The sequence below is a fragment of the Allomesorhizobium aridi genome (assembly GCF_043769475.1).
Classification (GTDB): Bacteria; Pseudomonadota; Alphaproteobacteria; order Rhizobiales; family Rhizobiaceae; genus Allomesorhizobium.
The window spans coordinates 3,254,331-3,271,558 of the sequence record NZ_CP171729.1; the positions used below are offsets into that span (position 1 = coordinate 3,254,331).

17 protein-coding genes and 1 pseudogene are annotated in these 17,228 nt (G+C 63.6%); 12 read left to right on the forward strand and 6 right to left on the reverse strand.

Features of this window, described 5'->3' with window-relative positions; genetic code table 11:
- Positions 1 to 10: 10 nt before the first annotated feature.
- Positions 11 to 484, reverse strand: coding sequence for a transcription elongation factor GreA (gene greA / locus ACG873_RS17990; protein WP_008835664.1), 474 nt, complete (start codon positions 482 to 484; stop codon positions 11 to 13).
- A gap of 366 nt (positions 485 to 850) precedes the next feature.
- Here greA and ACG873_RS17995 point away from each other — a divergent pair, with 366 nt between their 5' ends.
- Complete coding sequence (locus ACG873_RS17995; RefSeq protein WP_394886404.1) at positions 851 to 2,002, forward strand: PQQ-dependent sugar dehydrogenase; 1,152 nt, start codon at positions 851 to 853, stop codon at positions 2,000 to 2,002.
- Between the two features lie 188 nt (positions 2,003 to 2,190).
- Here the strand turns inward: ACG873_RS17995 and ACG873_RS18000 are convergent, their stop codons facing one another.
- Positions 2,191 to 2,733 (reverse strand): tetratricopeptide repeat protein, encoded by a 543-nt coding sequence (locus ACG873_RS18000; RefSeq protein WP_394886405.1) that lies wholly within the window; start codon positions 2,731 to 2,733, stop codon positions 2,191 to 2,193.
- 240 nt (positions 2,734 to 2,973) lie between these two features.
- On the opposite strand from ACG873_RS18000, the gene ACG873_RS18005 reads away from it, so the two are divergent.
- Together ACG873_RS18005 and ACG873_RS18010 are read left to right on the forward strand one after the other, a co-directional pair.
- Positions 2,974 to 3,864, forward strand: coding sequence for a DMT family transporter (locus ACG873_RS18005; protein WP_394886407.1), 891 nt, complete (start codon positions 2,974 to 2,976; stop codon positions 3,862 to 3,864).
- A gap of 173 nt (positions 3,865 to 4,037) precedes the next feature.
- A complete protein-coding gene (locus ACG873_RS18010; protein WP_394885740.1) occupies positions 4,038 to 4,862 on the forward strand; it encodes an IS5 family transposase in 825 nt (274 codons plus the stop codon).
- Between the two features lie 21 nt (positions 4,863 to 4,883).
- Here the strand turns inward: ACG873_RS18010 and ACG873_RS18015 are convergent, their stop codons facing one another.
- Entirely contained in the window at positions 4,884 to 5,234 is a 351-nt protein-coding gene (locus ACG873_RS18015; RefSeq protein WP_394886409.1) for a DMT family protein, read from the reverse strand.
- A gap of 142 nt (positions 5,235 to 5,376) precedes the next feature.
- Here ACG873_RS18015 and ACG873_RS18020 point away from each other — a divergent pair, with 142 nt between their 5' ends.
- The 6 genes from ACG873_RS18020 (at position 5,377) to ACG873_RS18045 (ending at position 11,405) form a co-directional block, all read left to right on the forward strand.
- Positions 5,377 to 5,802, forward strand: a complete 426-nt coding sequence (locus ACG873_RS18020) for a DUF3775 domain-containing protein (protein WP_394886411.1) — start codon at positions 5,377 to 5,379, stop codon at positions 5,800 to 5,802.
- A gap of 16 nt (positions 5,803 to 5,818) precedes the next feature.
- The gene (locus tag ACG873_RS18025; RefSeq protein ID WP_394886412.1) at positions 5,819 to 6,898 is read left to right on the forward strand and encodes an extensin family protein; all 1,080 of its coding nucleotides are present in this window, start codon (positions 5,819 to 5,821) and stop codon (positions 6,896 to 6,898) included.
- Between the two features lie 237 nt (positions 6,899 to 7,135).
- Positions 7,136 to 7,915 carry an extensin family protein gene (locus ACG873_RS18030; RefSeq protein WP_394886414.1) on the forward strand — a complete coding sequence of 260 codons (780 nt, stop codon included), beginning with the start codon at positions 7,136 to 7,138 and terminating at the stop codon, positions 7,913 to 7,915.
- Positions 7,916 to 8,084: 169 nt separating this feature from the next.
- Positions 8,085 to 8,786, forward strand: coding sequence for an LssY C-terminal domain-containing protein (locus tag ACG873_RS18035; protein ID WP_394886415.1), 702 nt, complete (start codon positions 8,085 to 8,087; stop codon positions 8,784 to 8,786).
- Between the two features lie 294 nt (positions 8,787 to 9,080).
- Complete coding sequence (locus ACG873_RS18040) at positions 9,081 to 9,929, forward strand: lytic transglycosylase domain-containing protein (RefSeq protein ID WP_394886417.1); 849 nt, start codon at positions 9,081 to 9,083, stop codon at positions 9,927 to 9,929.
- Positions 9,930 to 10,091: 162 nt separating this feature from the next.
- Entirely contained in the window at positions 10,092 to 11,405 is a 1,314-nt protein-coding gene (locus tag ACG873_RS18045) for a hemolysin family protein (RefSeq protein ID WP_394886418.1), read from the forward strand.
- A gap of 99 nt (positions 11,406 to 11,504) precedes the next feature.
- On the opposite strand, the gene ACG873_RS18050 is transcribed toward ACG873_RS18045, so the two are convergent.
- Positions 11,505 to 12,107: an NADPH-dependent FMN reductase gene (locus ACG873_RS18050; RefSeq protein WP_394886420.1), complete on the reverse strand. Its 603-nt coding sequence runs from the start codon at positions 12,105 to 12,107 to the stop codon at positions 11,505 to 11,507.
- 82 nt (positions 12,108 to 12,189) lie between these two features.
- Here ACG873_RS18050 and ACG873_RS18055 point away from each other — a divergent pair, with 82 nt between their 5' ends.
- A complete protein-coding gene (locus ACG873_RS18055; protein WP_394886421.1) occupies positions 12,190 to 12,582 on the forward strand; it encodes a winged helix-turn-helix transcriptional regulator in 393 nt (130 codons plus the stop codon).
- Positions 12,583 to 12,663: 81 nt separating this feature from the next.
- Here the strand turns inward: ACG873_RS18055 and ACG873_RS18060 are convergent, their stop codons facing one another.
- Both ACG873_RS18060 and ACG873_RS18065 read right to left on the reverse strand, forming a co-directional pair.
- The gene (locus ACG873_RS18060; protein ID WP_394886422.1) at positions 12,664 to 13,263 is read right to left on the reverse strand and encodes a hypothetical protein; all 600 of its coding nucleotides are present in this window, start codon (positions 13,261 to 13,263) and stop codon (positions 12,664 to 12,666) included.
- A gap of 363 nt (positions 13,264 to 13,626) precedes the next feature.
- Positions 13,627 to 14,031, reverse strand: coding sequence for an acyl-CoA thioesterase (locus ACG873_RS18065; protein ID WP_394886424.1), 405 nt, complete (start codon positions 14,029 to 14,031; stop codon positions 13,627 to 13,629).
- Positions 14,032 to 14,213: 182 nt separating this feature from the next.
- On the opposite strand from ACG873_RS18065, the pseudogene ACG873_RS18070 reads away from it, so the two are divergent.
- Positions 14,214 to 15,829: pseudogene (locus ACG873_RS18070) on the forward strand (GMC family oxidoreductase).
- Positions 15,826 to 17,037: a mandelate racemase/muconate lactonizing enzyme family protein gene (locus ACG873_RS18075; protein WP_394886426.1), complete on the forward strand. Its 1,212-nt coding sequence runs from the start codon at positions 15,826 to 15,828 to the stop codon at positions 17,035 to 17,037. Before ACG873_RS18070 ends, ACG873_RS18075 begins: the two are co-directional and overlap by 4 nt.
- Positions 17,038 to 17,228 lie beyond the last annotated feature (191 nt).

Here is a 17,228-nt window from a genome sequence, read left to right on the forward strand (position 1 = left end):
TGCGTCCACCTCAGATAAACTGCACCTGGACGACTTCGTAGCCGCGCGGGCCGCCGGGCGCATTGACCTCGATGGTCTCGCCGACTTCCTTGCCGATCAGCGCGCGCGCGATCGGCGACGAGATCGAGATACGGCCAGACTTCACGTCGGCCTCCTGGTCGCCGACGATCTGGTAGGTCTTTTCCTCTTCCGTGTCCTCGTCGACCAGCTTCACGGTCGCGCCGAACTTGATCTTGTCGCCGGAGAGCTTCGAGATATCGATGACTTCCGCGCGCGCCACCAGATCCTCGAGCTCGTGCACGCGGCCTTCATTGAGGCTCTGCGCTTCCTTCGCGGCGTGGTATTCGGCGTTTTCGGAGAGGTCGCCATGCGAGCGCGCTTCGGAGATCGCCTCGATGATGCGCGGGCGCTCGTCCTGCTGACGCCACCGCAGCTCTTCCTTGAGAGCTTCGAATCCGCTGGCGGTCATCGGCACCTTATTCATTGCAATCGGCCTTTCATTCCCATGATTCCGCCCCGTCCGGCTCTTCGCGGGACGGTGGCGGGCAAAAAAAGAAAACGGTCCAGCAGCCTTGGCGACGGAACCGTTCTCAGCTCAATTTATCCCAATATAGCAAGCTCGCGCGCATTTTCACGCGAAAAAATGACAGGCGGGCAAGCCCGTGGCAATGGCGGTGGGCAATGGGCAATCGGCAACCGGAATCACGCTGCCTACTGCCTCCTCCCTACTGCCCATTGCCTACTGCCTCTCGTCACCATACACCCATCTGTGATCGCGGACAGCTGGGTTTCTGCCGCTCCCGCCGCGAAGGTTTCTTGTCTGGCGCGCCTCGATGCCTATGTCGAAACCATGACCGGGATCAGACAGAACCTCTCGCGCGCGCTGCTTTCGGCGGCGCTATCCGCCTCAATCGCCCTGCCGACCATGGCCGAAAGCCGAACGCTGAAAACCGAAGAGGTCGCAGTCCGCGCCGACATCGTCGCCGACGGCCTCGAACATCCCTGGGGCCTCGACTTCCTGCCCGATGGCGATGTCATCGTCACCGAGCGTCCGGGCCGCATCCGCATCCTCTCGGACGGCGAGCTTTCCGGTCCGGTCGAGGGCGTGCCCGACGTCGCGGCGCGCGGCCAGGGCGGTCTGCTCGACATCGCCGTCTCGCCCGATTTCGCCTCCTCCGGCCTCGTTTTCTTCAGCTTTTCCGAGCCTGGCAGCGGCGGCGCCGGCACGGCGGTGGCGCGGGCGAAGCTCGTTCGCGACGGCGCAACCGCCCGCCTCGAGGACATGGAGACGATCTTCTCGATGTCGAAGAAGTCCCGCACCCGCCATCATTTCGGCTCGCGCATCGTGTTCCGGCCGGACGGCACCTTGTTCGTCACCCTCGGCGACCGCGGCTCGGACGAGCGCGCGCAGGACATGAACGATCATCGCGGCTCGATATTGCGCATCAATCCTGACGGCTCGATACCGGCCGACAATCCGTCGCCCGATGGCTCAAAACACCTCCCCGAAATCTGGTCCAAGGGCCACCGCAACGTCCAGGGCGCGACATTCGATCCGGCGACCGACGGGCTCGTCACGGTCGAGCACGGCTCCAGGGGCGGCGACGAGGTCAACCGCCCCGAGGCCGGCAAGAATTACGGCTGGCCGGTCATCTCCTACGGCGTCCATTACTCCGGCAAGAAGATCGGCGTCGGTACCGAGGCGGAAGGCTACGAGCAGCCGCTGTTCTACTGGGATCCGTCGATCGCCCCCTCAGGCCTCATCAGCTACCAGGGCGAGATGTTTCCGGAATGGAACGGCGACCTGATCGCGGGCGCACTGAAGTTCCAGTTGGTCTCGCGTTTGAAGCGCGACGCGTCCGGCAAGATAACCGGCGAGGAGCGCATGTTCGAAGGCGAGTTCGGCCGCATCCGCGACGTCAACCTCGCCCCCGACGGCTCGATCTGGCTGCTCACCGACGAAAGCGACGGTGTCATCGTCCGCCTGTCGCGCGCAGGGTGAGGGCCGGTCTGCCGCCCCCTCTCCGCCTCGCTGCGCTCGGCACCTCTCCCCCACGTTGTGGGGGCGAGGAACCGCGCGGTGAAGGCAGCGTCTTACCTCCAGCTTGGGTTCCTCGCCCCTGCGAAGCGGGGAGAGGTGGCTCGGGCGAAGCCCGAGACGGAGAGGGGGTTTTTGCCTAACGCGCCCGCTCAACCTTTGCCCTTCACATACGCATCTATCTGCGCCGACAATTCCGCATATTCCTCGCAGCCGGTGCCGCAACGCTTCTCGATTTCGGAAAGCTGCTCGCGCGCGGCGGCGACATCGCCGAGTTGCAGATGCGCTTCGCCGAGATATTCGCGAACCTGCGTGTAGTCGGGGTCGGCCCTCAACGCCTCCTGGTAATAGCCGAGACCGACAAGAATACGGCCCTGCTTGCGGTGCGCATAACCGAGATAGTTCAGGATGCGCGGATCGGCCTTGTTATCGGCCAGGCTGAGCACGGTGATCGCCTCGTCATAGCGCCCGGCGAGCGCGAGCTGGCGACCGGTCGCGTAAAGGCTGTCGTCGTCGATGACGCCCTGCCCCTGCTGCGGCACGCATTTCTTGGTCTTCTTGTCATAGACTTGGCCCCTCTTGCACTGGGGAACAGAATCGCCGCCGCCACCGCCTCCGGCCGAAAATGCCGGCGCCACGATGAGCGGCGCGGCGACCAGAAGCGAGGCGAGGCTGATAACAAACCGGCTCTGCATGGGAAACCTCCTCAATGGGTGCATCGGGATATTAACGGTTTCGGCGCGGCTGTTCTTCCAGGCTTCGTTCTGCCCACCTCTGCCGCCGTGTTGCAATCATCTTGCCACCATGGCCGCCGAAAGCAACGCCGCAGAAGTGGCAGGATCGCGCTGTCCCTAAGCCGGCGCCACGCTGGCCCTTGCCGTCGCGATCCCTGCTGGTAGATGTCCCATTCGAATTCTCTTCAGCCGGAAACCGAATTGACCCGCATTCAGGCCAACCTCGTTTTGCTGCTTGCCGGCGCCATGTGGGGCATGGGCTTCGTCGCCCAATCCACCGCAATGGCCGCGATCGGGCCGTTCCTGTTCATCGGCCTGCGCTTCGCAATCGCCGCGCTTGCGATCCTGCCGTTCGCGATACGTGAATCGCGGCGCGCCGATCGCCCGCTGACGCCGGCCAACTGGGCAGCGTTCCTGCGGATCGGCCTGCTCCTGTTCAGCGCTGTCGGCTTCCAGCAGGTTGGCCTCCTGTCCACCACGGTCACCAATTCCGGCTTCCTCACCGGCCTTTACGTCGTGATGGTGCCGTTCTTCGCCGTTCTCCTGTTCCGCAGCTGGCCGCATCCGGTGGTCTGGCCGGCCGCACTCACCGCGCTCGCCGGCATCTGGTTCCTGTCCGGCGGAGCGATCGAGGCGCTGACCATAGGCGACTGGCTGACCGTTCTCGCCGCCGGCTTCTGCGCGCTCCAGCTCATCTATATCGGCCGCAGCGCCAGCCCTACCGGCCGGCCGGTGACGCTCGCCGTCACCCAGTTCGCCGTCTGCGCCGTCATCGGCATGGCAATCGCCCTGGTTGTCGAGCCTTTCGACTGGAGCGCAATCCTCCGCGCCGGCCCGGAAATCCTCTACGCCGGCGTCTTTTCGGGCGGCATCGCCTTCACCCTGCAGGTGGTCGGCCAGCGCTACACGACGGCGCCGCAGGCGGCGATCTTCCTGTCCTCGGAAGCGGTGTTCGCCGCCCTCTTCGGCGCCTGGTTCCTGGGCGAGCGGCTTCCGGCCGCCGGCATTCTGGGCTGCGGCCTTATCTTTGCGGCGATCGTCGCGGTCGAGGTGCTGCCGGTACTTCTCGCGCGGAAACCTTCTACGCCCTAGCATGATCCCGAAAAGTTGCAGACTTTTCGGACAAGATCATGCGGCTGATAAACCAGAGGCCCATTCCGGCTCTGCCGGAATGGATTAGGCTCTAAGTGTCCGTTCCAAAAAGAGTTGAGTGATTTCAGCAGGTTGTGATTCCGTCGGATTTGCGAGATTCGATGGAGATCACGATGGCCTGGACTGAAATCACCCGTGCGCATTATGAGCGGCGTTGCGCCCGTTACGCAAGCGATCTGACCGATGCGGAGTGGGCGCTGATTGCGCCGATGATGCCGTCGGCGAACCGCATCGGCCGGCCGCGCAAGACGGACCTGCGCGAGGTCGTGAACGCACTTCTTTACCTCGCCTCGTCGGGCGGCGCGTGGCGATTGCTGCCGAAAGACTTCCCACCCTTTTCAACGGTGCAGAAGTACTTCTATCGCTGGCGTGAGGAGGGCCTGTTGCGGACCATCAGCAACAGCCTCGTCATGGCGGCGCGCGAGGCCGAGGGTCGGGAAGCGAGTCCGACGGCGGGCGTGATCGACAGCCAATCGGTCAAGACCACGGAAAGCGGCGGAATTCGGGGCTTCGACGCAGGAAAGAAGATCAACGGGCGCAAGCGTCACATCGTTGTCGACACCATCGGGCTGATGGTCGGTCTCGTCGTCCATGCCGCCGATATCCAGGACCGGGACGGCGCACCGGCTGCCCTCAAGACCATTCTCGAACGCTGGCCGTGGCTGCGACACGTCTTCGCCGACGGCGGCTATGCCGGGCCGAAGCTTAAGGGCGCGATGCAAAAGATCGGCACGTTCACCCTGGAGATCGTCAAGCGGACGGACAAAGCCAAAGGCTTCGAGGTCCTGCCGCGCCGCTGGGTCGTGGAGCGCACATTCGCATGGCTGGGGCGATGCCGCAGGCTGGCTAAGGACTGGGAGAAATCCATCGCCTCCGCAGAAGCCTGGTTATACGTCGCCCACATTCGCCTGCTCACACGCAGGCTCGCAAGAGCTTGATATCAAAACATCCTTTTTGATTCAGGCTCTAAAGATCAGCGCCGCGCCACCGGCGATCAGCGCAAACCCGAGCGCGTGGTTCCAGGTGATGCCTTCCTTGAGATAAAACACCGAGAAGACCACGAAGACGGCGAGCGTGATCACTTCCTGGATCGTCTTCAGTTCGGCGGCCGAATAGACCGAATGGCCCATACGGTTGGCGGGCACCGCCAGCCAGTATTCCAGGAACGCTATCCCCCAGGAGAACAGGACCACTGCGTAGAGAGGCGCCGCCTTGAACTTCAGATGCCCGTACCACGCGAACGTCATGAAGACGTTGGATGCGAGCAGGAGCAGCACCGGCACGATCTTGGGCGACAGGAGCAGCGTCATGGGAGAATCACGTCCGGAGGAAGGCAGCGCGCCATTTCAGGCGATGGCCCGCTCCTGTCAATCGCCCGCAAGGCTCGCCAATATCGCCGCGTGACGTTGCCGCTAAATCGGCTATCATCAGCCAGGGGGTTAGGAGGAGATTTTGCAGCAGCAGCTCGACAGAGAATGGGATCTGACCATCGGTCCTGACACGGTTCGCCTTTTCATCGAAAAGGCCAAGGCGATCAGCGCTGCGGTCAACGAAGACTACGCAGACGGCAGCGAACACGAGGTCGAGCTCGACGGCAACTCCCGCGACAACCACCATCATGACGGCCTGGCCGAGGAAAAGACCGACGACCTGACCGCCGAGGAACTGCGCCAGCTCATCGACGACCTGAACGTCGACGAGGCCGCCGAGCTGATCGCGCTGATGTGGATCGGCCGCGGCGATTACGACGCCGACGAGTGGACCGAGGCGGTGAACGAGGCGCGCCAGCGCGGCAACCGGCGCACGTCGAAATATCTGCTCGGCATGCCGCTTCTGGGCGACTGGCTCGAGGAAGGGCTGGAAGCGCTCGGCGCGTGATCGTAGGTAATCGATCGTGATCGCCGCCGCGCGCGCGGCCGGCAACCTTCGGCGGCAATCGGCCGTTCTGGCCCCGATGATCTTCCCGCGCCTGGTCCAACTCCGAGAATTTGCCGTCCTCCTCGCCCTTTCGGCGGCTTGCATCGGCGTTGCGCAGGCCCAGACCCCCAACCTGCCCGACAAGGTTCCGGTTCCCGAAGTCCACCCGCCGCCCGCCGGCAACATCCCGCCCGAGCGGCTCGGTGAGCCGCCAGTGCCCGAGCCGAAGCCCGACGATGCACCTGCGCCGGATGCTCGGCCGCCGGCTGGCCCGGCTTCGCAGGACGCCGATAAGCCTGCGCTGCCTGGGCAAGCGCCGGCTGCTGGCGAAGGTCCGGTCGGCCCTAACGCCGGCGGCTCCGTGGAAAAGCAGGCGCTGCCCGCCGCCGATCCTCCCGTCCCGGAGCGAAAACCCGGTGAGCCGGCCGCGAAGCCGGGGCCGGCCACCGACAAAACCCCCGACCTACCCAAGCTACCTCCCGACCCGCGCTCGGCGATGCCGCGCTTCGACATCATCCCGCCCGACGAAACCGCCTGCCGCGCGCGGCTGCGAGAACTCGGCGTAGCGTTCGAGGAGCGCCCGGCGCAAAGCGATCCGGCTGGCTGCGCCCTGCCCTACCCGCTCGCACTGACAAAGCTCAGCGCGACAATATCGCTCGAGCCGGAGGCGCTGATGAACTGCGCCATGGCCGAAGCCGCCGCCCGTTTCGCGACCGACATCCTCTCGCCCGCGGCCAAAGCCGAATATGGCGAGGAACTCAAATCCATCGGCCACGCCTCGGCCTACGTCTGCCGCCCGCGCAATGGCGGCTCGAAACTGTCGGAGCACGCCTTCGGCAACGCGCTGGACATTGCCCGCTTCACCCTGTCGAAGGGAACGGCCGTCGACGTGAAGCCCGCGCCCGGCCCGAAGGCGGCAAAATTCCTCGGCGCGATCCGCAAGGCCGCCTGCGGGCCGTTCAAGACCGTTCTCGGACCGGGCAGCGACGCCGACCACGCGCTGCATTTCCACTTCGACCTCGCCCCGCGCCGCAACGGCGGGACGTTCTGCCAGTAATTCCGTCGCCCCGTCCTTGGGATTCAGGTCAGGCCGAGGCGAAAATGGCGGATTTCGAGAACCGGAGCGGAGCGGACATTTAGGTCCGTGAGCACCGGAAGCGCAGAAAGCCGCCATTTGCAGGCCGGCCTCACCTGAATCCCCGCCCCAATCCCGCCGCAGGCGTAAAGATAGCCGCTGACCTTTCCTTTACGCTTCTCCGCTAGGCTCGAAGACCTCGGGACAGGGAACCGGTCGATGGGCATACCTTTGCCGCGCGCCCGCGCCATATGGTGCGGCGGCGCCCTCATTCTGCTCGCCGCGCTTTCGGCCTGCACCACCGACGATGTCATGTCGCTCCGCCCCGACGTCGATGTCGGCGCGCAGACCGCGGCGGTCCCAGCGCGCGGCCTGCAAAGCCTGGTCCCCTCCAATCCGATGATGGCCGCCTATCCCCGGCTGGAAACGCCCGCCGCGCCAACACTGACAATGTCCGCGGACGATATCGCCTGCCGCCGCGACCTGCAGAAGCTTGGCGTGCAGTTCAGGAGCCTCGCGCCGATCGACGACGGCGGCGCCTGCCGCATCGATTTCCCGGTCGAAGTCTCGGCCATCGGCCGCGTCCAGATGAAGCCGGCAGCGACGCTCTCCTGCGAGATGGCCGCCACTTTCGCGCGCTGGACCAGGAAAGAACTCGTCCCGTCGGCGCGCTGGCGCTATCTCTCCGGCGTGAAAACCATCCACCAGGGATCGAGCTATTCCTGCCGCAACATCCGCGGCTCGCGTGGAAAACCATCCCAGCATTCGGTGGGCAATGCGCTGGACATCATGCGCATCGAGCTGAACAACGGCAAGGACATCGACGTGCGCAAGCCCGGCTGGTTCGCCTTCCGCCAGCGCGGCTTTCTGAACACTGTCCGCGCCGACGGCTGCGATTATTTCACGACAGTGCTCGGCCCCGGCTACGATTACGACCACCGCAACCATTTCCACTTCGACATCATGCCGCGCAAGAACGGCTACGTCGCGTGTAAGTGAACGGCGTCTGGCTTCCTTCTCCCCGTCTCTATACGGGGAGAAGGTGCCGGCAGGCGGATGAGGGGCAGCGCAAAGTTTCGATTGTCAAGCGATCGCTGGATCAGTCCATCCTTTGCAACGGCTCGCCAGCAAGCTTAATCTCCTGCCCCACGCAACTGGGCGGAGCAAAATGCGTCGACGCAGAATGCAAACGCGGGTAGCGGGCTGGGTGCTGGTGCTCAGCCTCGCCTATGGCGCATTCGCCTATCTTGTAGCGCCGGAATTCTGGTCGTGGCTCGATCGCGGGGACACCATGCTCCCGGACAAGATGGTGACCACGACGCCGCAGGGCATTCCCGGCGACCCCATCAATGTCGGGCTCGTCGGCTCGAAGCCCGAACTGTTGCACGCCTTCGCCGCCGCAGGCTGGAGCGCCGCGGACGCCATCACATGGCGCTCCAGCCTGGAGATCGGCGAAAGCGTGCTCTTCGACCGGCCCTATTCGGACGCGCCGGTCAGTACGCTTGTATTCGACGGGCGCAGGCAGGATCTGGCGTTCGAAAAGTCCGTCGGCAAAAGCGCCGACCACCGTCATCATGTCCGCTTCTGGCTGATGCCCGACCCCGCTCCCGATGGACGACCGCTCTGGCTCGGTTCGTCAAGCTACGACCGTGGCGTCGGATTCAGCCACGACACCGGCCAGATCACGCATCACATCGGGCCAGACCTCGACGCCGAGCGCGACTTCCTGATGAGCGGGCTGGAAACCGCAGGCCAGTTCGCCTCGACTTACAGTGAAAAAGGCGTCGGGCCGACCAAAACCGGGCGCAATGGCGGCGGCGATCCGTATTTCACCGACGGTATGGCGACGATCGGCGTGCTCCGGCCATAGAGCGTCGTCCCCTGGTCGGATGCGGTTCTACCCCCGACCCGTCCGGGTTCTCGATCTCGCCGAGTTTTGGCGGCAGCGAGGCGCGAGCGCTCATTGTTTCTTCTTTGCAACAGGTTCAGCCAATTCCGCGCAGCGGCGCCTCACGGCGTAAGCTTTAAGCTTTGTCTTTGGGTCGATTTCATTGAAATACTGCTCCTGTAGGGGAGGCAGATGAGTCGCCGTTCGCTTTTTTTGAAAGTGAGGGGGTAGAACCGACTCGGAGAGGGTAATTATCAAGCCGGTGGGACATCACCAATGTCGGCAGCCGTCTGCCTGCTCGCGTCACTGCTGAGCTGCCCGTACTCAGATACGGGGGCACGGCTTCAACCCTCGACCGAACACACACAATCGATCAGGCGCGAACGATTGGGTAAACGGCCCACACCCATCGCCGCCAGGTTCGGCCCAGACGAACGATTTGGTCCCACCCACCCACAGATTCCAATCCCATTTATCTTCTCGAAGGTGGATGAAATCCAAAAGCTGGAATATCAAGAACCACGCGACGAGAAGCGCGAGGAAATAAAAGTATCAGTCGACAAGCCAAAACAAAAGCCAAAGACCAGAACCAAAATCATCTTGGAGACGACGCAAACCAGGACGGTCAAGGCAGCCTATACCGGACAGACCCCGCTCGAGGAACAGTGGCGACTGTCCTCTCTGTTTGGTATCGGCAACGCCGACAACCCCACTCTATCCCAATCTGTCCCCCGTGTATCCGGCGTCGAGATAGCAAAACCCGGATATCAGGAAGTCATACGTGCGGCCAGGATCCACCAGGTGCCAGTGGATCTGGCTCTGCGAGTGGCCAAGCAGGAATCACGCGGTAACTGTGGTGCTAAATCATCGGCCGGCGCCCTGGGCGTGATGCAGGTCATGCCAGGTACGGGTGCCAAACACGGTTACTCGACCAAGCAGCTAATTAACTGTCGTACCGGGGCGGAGGCTGGCGTCAAAGAACTCAAACACCTGCTCAGATTGTCAGGTGGCGATGTGAAACAGACGCTGACCGGTTACAACTGCGGCGAAAAATGCATGTTCGGTCGGCGTAAAAAACTGCCGCTAGAGACGGTGAACTATATTCAGGTCGTGACGGGAAACTAGCCAGAGGATCACGGCCCCATTCTCGTCGCCGGTTATGACGCGGCTCGGCAAGCTCGACCGCGGCGTCGGATTCAGCCACGACACCTGCCAGATCACCCCCCACATCGCTCTACCTCCCCGGGCACCTTCCCGAAGCCGCCACCGTGATGCTATTGGAAAACCATGTTGTATCTTGAAATCGGCATCGTGGTCGTCCTCATCTGCGTCAACGGCCTCCTGGCGATGTCCGAGCTTGCCATTGTCTCGTCGCGGCCCGCCCGGCTCAAATCCATGATCGACCGCAACATCAAGGGCGCGGGACGCGCTCTGGCGCTGGGCGCCGATCCGGGAAAATTCCTGTCCACCGTCCAGATCGGCATCACGCTTGTCGGCGTGCTTTCCGGCGCCTTTTCCGGCGCCACGCTCGGCCTTCGCCTGACCGGCACGCTGATATCGGCCGGCGTCTCCGCCAATATCGCCAACGCGCTCGGCGTCGGCGTGGTCGTCGCCCTCATCACCTACGGCTCGCTGATCATCGGCGAACTCGTGCCCAAGCAGATCGCCCTGCGCAATCCGGAAGGCGTCGCCGTCAGGGTGGCGCCGGCCATGACCATCCTGTCCAAGATCGGCGCACCGCTGGTCTGGCTGCTCGATATTTCCGGCCGCGGCGTTCTGTGGCTGCTTGGCCAGCGCGGCGAGAGCGAGGAAAAGGTAACCGACGAGGAGATCAAGATGCTGGTCGCCGAGGCCGAGCATCACGGCACTATCGAATCCGACGAGCGCCGCATGATCGCCGGCGTGATGCGGCTCGGCGACCGCGCGGTCCGCGCCGTCATGACGCCGCGCACCGAAGTCGACTGGATGAACCTGCAATGGGACGAGCCGACCGCGCGCAAGATGCTGATGGAGACGCAGCATTCGCGCCTGCCGGTCGGCGAAGGCAGTGTCGACGCCATGGTCGGCGTGGTGCAGACCCGCGAGATTTTGGCCGCCATGCTGGCGGGTCGCGCCTTCGATCCGCGCCGGCACGTGCGGGAAGCGCCCATCGTGCATGACCAGGCCGACGCGCTCGACGTGCTCGCCACGCTGCGCGAATCCGAAGTGCCGGTCGCGCTGGTGCATGACGAGTATGGGCACTTCGAAGGCATCGTGACGCCCGCCGATATCCTCGAGGCGATCACCGGCGTGTTTCGCGCCGACGCCGAAGAGGGCGAACCCTACGCCGTGCAGCGCGAGGACGGTTCATGGCTCCTCGCCGGCTACATGCAGGCCGACGAGATGCGAGACCACCTCGGCATCGACCTGCCCGACAACCGCGACTACGAGACGGTCGCCGGCTACGTGCTGTCGCACCTGCACCATCTGCCGGCCACCGGCGAAAGCGTCGACGCCCAGGGCTGGCGCTTCGAGGTCGTCGACCTCGACGGCCGCCGCATCGACAAGGTCCTCGCCACCCGCCTGCCCGGGGTGCACCGGCGGCAGGGTGGTGGGCATTAAGTCGAGTAGCGAATAGCGAATAGCGAATAGCATTGTCCCGGCTTTGGGCCTGAAGACAAGAACCTTTCCCTATTCGCTACTCCCTATTCGCTATTCGCTTTAAGCCGCCTTCACTTCCGAAATCACCGCATCCTTGTCCCGCGCCGCCTTCAGCACCTTGGCCCACCAGGCGACGTCGTCGAGCATGGCGCCGGCTGCCTGGTTGAGATGGTCGAGCTCTTCCAGCTTCTTGCCCTGCAGCACCGCGAGATAGTCCGGCCAGAGGATGTGCACGGCGGCCTTGGTCGGCGCCATCTGCATCTCGATCGCGACCTGGCGAAGCTGCTCGATGGCGCGCGCGCCGCCGACCCCGCCATAGCCGATGAAGGAGACCGGCTTGCGGTTCCATTCGCGGCCTGCGTAGTCGATCGCGTTCTTCAACACCGCGGTGGGCCCGTGATTGTATTCGGCGGCCGTGAAGATGAAGCCGTCGAGTTCCGCGACCTTGGCGCCCCACTTGCGGGCGGCCTCGCTTTCAGGCGCTGCCCACGCCGGCGACTTCGCCTCCTCGAAGAAGGGCATCGGGTAGTCGCGCAGGTCGACGATTTCGATGTCGAGATCGCCGCGCGCCTTTGCTATGCTGGCGATCCATTCAGTGGGCTTGTCGGCAAATCTGGCTTCGCGGGTCGAGCCGATCACGATGCCGATCTTGGGTTTGGTCATGGTTTCACCTCTTGCGTTGGTATAAATTGGATACCGACACTATATAAGAGACCATCAAAATCCCTCGCAAGGAGGCACTTTTTTGAAACCAAGGCACGTTCACCGCAGTGAGGATTGCCGCGCCGTCAGCGAAATCCTGCAGCGCGTCGGCGACAAATGGACTGTGCTGGTGGTCGGTAAGCTGGGCACGGGCCGCATGCGCTTCAGCGAATTGCGCGCCGCCGTCGGCGGCATCTCGCAGAAAATGCTGACGACCACGCTGCGCGGCCTCGAGCGCGACGGCTTCGTCACGCGCACGCAATACCCAACCATCCCGCCCCGGGTCGACTACGAATTGACCGACCTCGGCTTCGAGCTTCTGGAGCCGGTCAACGCGCTCGGCGAATGGGCGCGCAAGAACACAGCCCGCGTCAACGAAGCCCGCCAGAAATTCGACGCCGCCTGCCCAGAAGGCAGGAGCGGGAATCATTTTTAAGGCAGTAGGGCAGTAGGACTGATCCCAGCCTGTCAGAATGCTTGCCCTACTCCCTACTCCCTACTCCCTACTCCCTACTCCCTACTGCTGCTCCGGCACCAGTTTTGTCGGCATCTCCAGCAAGGAGAACTCCGCATCCTCGCAAGTGATGTCTGGATGGGTCGGGCTGAACATTCCCAGCGGATTGTCCTTGAACAGCCAGGCATGCAGGTCGTAGTGGTGGAACCCTTGAGGGATCAACGGTTCATGACCCTCCATCGGCCCCTGGAAAGGTTGACCGAAGAGGCTCGGACGCTCCTTGGCGGCCGCTAGGGGTACGAGCCATTCGGCCGCGACGAGCTGGAGTTTTCCGCCGACCGGCTCATAGATCAGCACGTTGGGCTTCATGGGATCGGGCGGCCCCTGTACCGTCAGGTTGACGAAGTGGATGCCCATGCCCCCTTTGGGGTAATCCAAATGCCCCTCCATCTTCGAACCGTCATAGTGGACGCAACCCACTGTCGAGAGATAGAGGTCGCGGACCGCGACGTAAGGATCCTTGTACTTTGCGAGCGCCTCCCGCATGGCGTCGATCTTGTCCATCGGGACGTCTTCGGCATTCACTGTTCCGATCCCCGGCCCCATACAGACCAGCGACATCGCCGCCGCGATACAAAGACGGCCAACACTGCACTTAGGCATTGTGCTTCCTCCCTTGATTTTCAAACGGGCAAGCGCCCGGCAGGCGCTTGTCTATCGTCAACTTGACGGACCGGGGCAGGGGCAAATTGGTGCGACCGCCCACGCCGCTGCTGCAGCGGCGAGGGACGCGCGGATTTCTTGCCCGTCATGTTTTCACCCGGCAGCGATGAATCGCTTCCAGCCCCCGGCTCGTTCTATGGAAACCTCATGGCCGTGGATGTGTCTCCCACCGCAGGCTTCCTCGATTGAGGCTGCTCTCAAGTAGCGAAATTTGCAAGCCATACCTTCAGCCGTGGGTGCCAATCCTTTCGGAGAAGCCGGCTACGCTGGAGCCGGTCCGGCACACTGCCCAGGACCGCCCGGCTACTCACTGCTCACTTCTTCCGGCACCGCCTTCGGCCTGCCCTCGCTGTCCAGTGCCACCATGATGAAATCCGCGTCGGTCACCCGTTCCATGACGTCGGTGAGATAGCGCTGCGCCCAGGCTTCGACCTTGAGCGTCATGGAGGTGCGCCCGACCCGGTTGACATGGGTGTAGATGCACAGCGTGTCGCCGATCTTCATCGGCTTGGCGAAAGACATTTCCTTGACCGCGGCCGTCACCACACGGCCCTTGGCCCGCTCGGCGGCTCGAATGCCGCAGGCCAGGTCCATCTGCGCCATCACCCAGCCGCCGAAAATGTCGCCGGCGGCGTTGGCGTCGGAAGGCATGGCGAGCGTGCGCAGCGTCAGTTCGCCCGTCGGCTGTCCGTCGACATAATGCACCATGCTGCTTCTCCATCTTTCTTCCTGCCGTAACGTCGCCAGCCTGTTGCGTCAACGACAAGCCGGACCGGCAACACGGTCGCTTTTGTCACAAGCCATGCCGGAAGCCCCGGTGCCGAAGGCGCGCGCCCGCCCTTAGGATGATTCAAAACATCAGGATGTTGGCCGGCGACGTTTCAAGTTCCATGCAAAGCTATGATTTCATTGTAGTCGGCTCTGGTTCCGCCGGTTCGGTTGTGGCCGAGCGCCTGTCGGCGAGCGGCCGCTTTTCGGTGCTGGTGCTCGAAGCCGGCGGCACCGACCGCCGCTTCTATGTCCAGATGCCGCTCGGCTACGGCAAGACTTTTTCGACCCCGCCGTCAACTGGAACTACAAGACCGAGCCCGATCCCGGCCTCGCCGGCAATGCCGATCACTGGCCGCGCGGCAAGATCATCGGCGGCTCAAGTTCCATCAACGCCATGGTCTGGATCAGGGGCCAGCGCGAGGACTACGACGCCTGGGCGGCGGCCGGCAATCCGGGCTGGGGTTTTGACGACCTTCTGCCGCTGTTCAAGGCGATCGAGCACAACGAGGCCGGCGCCGACGAATGGCGCGGCGTCGGCGGCCCGCTCCACGTCACCGACTGCTCGCGCTCCGTCCACCCGCTGACGGCGCGCTATCTGAAGGCCGGCCAAGAGGCAGGTCTGCCACTCAATCCGGATTTCAACGGCGCCTCCCAGGAAGGCGTCGGCATCTACCAGATATCGACCCGCGACGGCCGCCGCATGTCGGCTGCCCGCGCCTTCCTCCGCCCCGCCATGAGGCGCAAGAACGTCCGGGTCGAAACCCGCGCGCTGGCTACGAAAATCCTGTTCGAGGGCAGCCGCGCCGTCGGCGTCGAATACATCCGCAACGGCCGCACCTCGACCGCCCGCGCCGGCCGCGAGATCGTGCTCTGCGCCGGCTCGGTCAACACACCGCAGCTTCTGCAACTCTCCGGCGTCGGCCCGGCCGATCTCCTGCAGTCGCTAGGCATCCCGATTGTCCATGCCAACGCCCATGTCGGCACCAACCTGCAGGACCATCTCGGCATCAACTACACCTTCAAGGGCAGGATCCCGACGCTAAACCAGTTGCTCCGGCCATGGTGGGGCAAGCTCTATGTCGGCATGCAATATCTCCTGCTGCGCAACGGACCACTGTCGCTCTCGATGAACAATGCCGGCGGCTTCTTCCGCACCGATCCGGCCATGGCGCGGCCGAACATGCAGCTCTATTTCCAGGCTTTTTCCACTGTCATCCCGAAGACCGGCGAGCGCCCGATCCTGACTCCCGATCCCTGGCCGGGTTTTTCCATCGGCCTGTCCAATTGCCGCCCGACCAGCCGCGGCTCGATCACGATCCGCTCGAAGAATCCGCTCGACTATCCGAAGATCATGCCCAACGCCTATTCGACCGATCAGGATGTGGCCGAAATGCTGGCCGCGGTTAAATTCGTGCGCAAGATCGCCTCCATGCCGGCCATGGCCGAGATCATCGAGGAAGAAGTTTTGCCGGGCCCGTCGATCGCTTCCGACGACGATCTGACGCAGGATTTCAGGAAGCGCTCCGGCACGGTCTATCATCCCGTATCGACCTGCCGCATGGGTCCCGATCCCGCGCGCTCTGTCGTCGATCCGCGCCTGAAGGTCCACGGCCTCGCCGGACTTCGCATCGTCGACGCCTCGATCTTCCCCGACAATATTTCCGGTAACACCAACGCAGCCGCGATCCTCACAGGCGCCAGGGGCGCCGCGATGATACTGGAGGACCACTCATGAAAATCACCGATGTCAAAACCTTCGTCGTCGGCAATCCGCCGCCCGGCATCGGCGGCAAATACTTTATCTTTGTGAAGCTCACGACGGACTCCAATGTCGTCGGCTATGGCGAGGCCTATAACGCCACCTTCTCCGCCCACGTCACGGCAAAAATGATCGAAGACTTGGCCGGACGCTACCTCGTCGGCCGCGATCCGCACGACATCGAGACCTTCTTCCGCCGCGCCTATTCGTCCGGCTTCTCGCAGCGCCCCGACATTTCCGTCATGGGCTGCTTCTCGGCGCTCGAAATCGCCTGCTGGGACATCATCGGCAAGGAAGCGAACAAGCCCATCTACAAGCTGCTCGGCGGCCAGGTGCACGAGGCGCTGCGCTCCTACACCTACCTCTATCCGCACACCGGCAGCGTTCACTCCGAGGACGCTGTCGGCAGGAACGTCTACAACGATCCCGACCTCGCCGCCGCCTGTGCGCTCGAATATGTCGAGCAGGGCTTCAATGCGGTCAAGCTCGACCCCGCCGGCCCCTACACCGCCTTTGACGGCCACCAGCCGCGCCTCGCCGACATCGATCTCTCCGCCCGCATGGTCAAGGCGATCCGCGAGGCCGTCGGCAACCGCGCCGACATCCTGTTCGGCACCCATGGCCAGTTCACCGCATCGGGCGCACTGCGCATGGCCCGTGCCATCGAGCCCTATGACCCGCTCTGGTTCGAGGAGCCGGTGCCGCCGGACATGCCGGAGGTAATGGCGCAAGTCGCGCGGCAGACAACAATCCCGATCGCCACCGGCGAGCGGCTGACCACGAAATTCGAGTTCGCGCGGGTGATCGAAAACCGCGCCGCCGCCATCCTGCAGCCCGATCTCGGCCGCTCCGGCGGCATCCTCGAGACCAAGAAGATCGCCGCGATGGCCGAGGCCTACCACATCCAGATCGCACCGCATTGCTATTGCGGCCCGATCGTCGGCGCCGCCAACATCCAGCTTGCCGCCACGCTGCCCAACTTCCTTATCCTGGAGTCGCTCAAGCAGTGGGACGGCTTCCATGCGGAATTGCTGAAAAAAAAGATCGAATGGCGGGACGGCAACGTTATACCTTCGAAGGAGCCCGGTCTCGGCGTCGAACTCGACGAAGCGGTCTGCGAGGCTCATCCCTGGACCGGCCAGGAGTTGCACTTGCAGATGGCGCAGGACCCGTTGTTTCCCTGAGCGCGGGGGTCGTTTCTCGCCAGGCCCTGTTGGAAAAGCGGCGTTTCTGCCGCTGCCCTGGCGGTGGCCCCGGCCGGCTGAGAATCCATTTATTTTCAATGTTCTAATATACGCCGCGGAATCGATTTCCGACCCGCTTGAATCACTGTCTCAACTGCCTGATGCGATGCGTCAGCACCGGCAATGAGTCA

Bases quoted from the DNA above. Each gene is read 5' to 3' on its own strand.
- ACG873_RS18000 (WP_394886405.1), bottom strand. From the start codon at position 2,733: ATGCAGAGCCGGTTTGTTATCAGCCTCGCCTCGCTTCTGGTCGCCGCG.
- ACG873_RS18045 (WP_394886418.1), top strand. From the start codon at position 10,092: ATGTTGTATCTTGAAATCGGCATCGTGGTCGTCCTCATCTGCGTCAAC.
- ACG873_RS18075 (WP_394886426.1), top strand. From the start codon at position 15,826: ATGAAAATCACCGATGTCAAAACCTTCGTCGTCGGCAATCCGCCGCCC.
- ACG873_RS18060 (WP_394886422.1), bottom strand. From the start codon at position 13,263: ATGCCTAAGTGCAGTGTTGGCCGTCTTTGTATCGCGGCGGCGATGTCG.
- ACG873_RS18035 (WP_394886415.1), top strand. From the start codon at position 8,085: ATGCGTCGACGCAGAATGCAAACGCGGGTAGCGGGCTGGGTGCTGGTG.
- greA (WP_008835664.1), bottom strand. From the start codon at position 484: ATGAATAAGGTGCCGATGACCGCCAGCGGATTCGAAGCTCTCAAGGAA.
- ACG873_RS18015 (WP_394886409.1), bottom strand. From the start codon at position 5,234: ATGACGCTGCTCCTGTCGCCCAAGATCGTGCCGGTGCTGCTCCTGCTC.
- ACG873_RS18030 (WP_394886414.1), top strand. From the start codon at position 7,136: ATGGGCATACCTTTGCCGCGCGCCCGCGCCATATGGTGCGGCGGCGCC.
- ACG873_RS18010 (WP_394885740.1), top strand. From the start codon at position 4,038: ATGGCCTGGACTGAAATCACCCGTGCGCATTATGAGCGGCGTTGCGCC.
- ACG873_RS17995 (WP_394886404.1), top strand. From the start codon at position 851: ATGACCGGGATCAGACAGAACCTCTCGCGCGCGCTGCTTTCGGCGGCG.
- ACG873_RS18065 (WP_394886424.1), bottom strand. From the start codon at position 14,031: ATGGTGCATTATGTCGACGGACAGCCGACGGGCGAACTGACGCTGCGC.
- ACG873_RS18040 (WP_394886417.1), top strand. From the start codon at position 9,081: ATGTCGGCAGCCGTCTGCCTGCTCGCGTCACTGCTGAGCTGCCCGTAC.
- ACG873_RS18050 (WP_394886420.1), bottom strand. From the start codon at position 12,107: ATGACCAAACCCAAGATCGGCATCGTGATCGGCTCGACCCGCGAAGCC.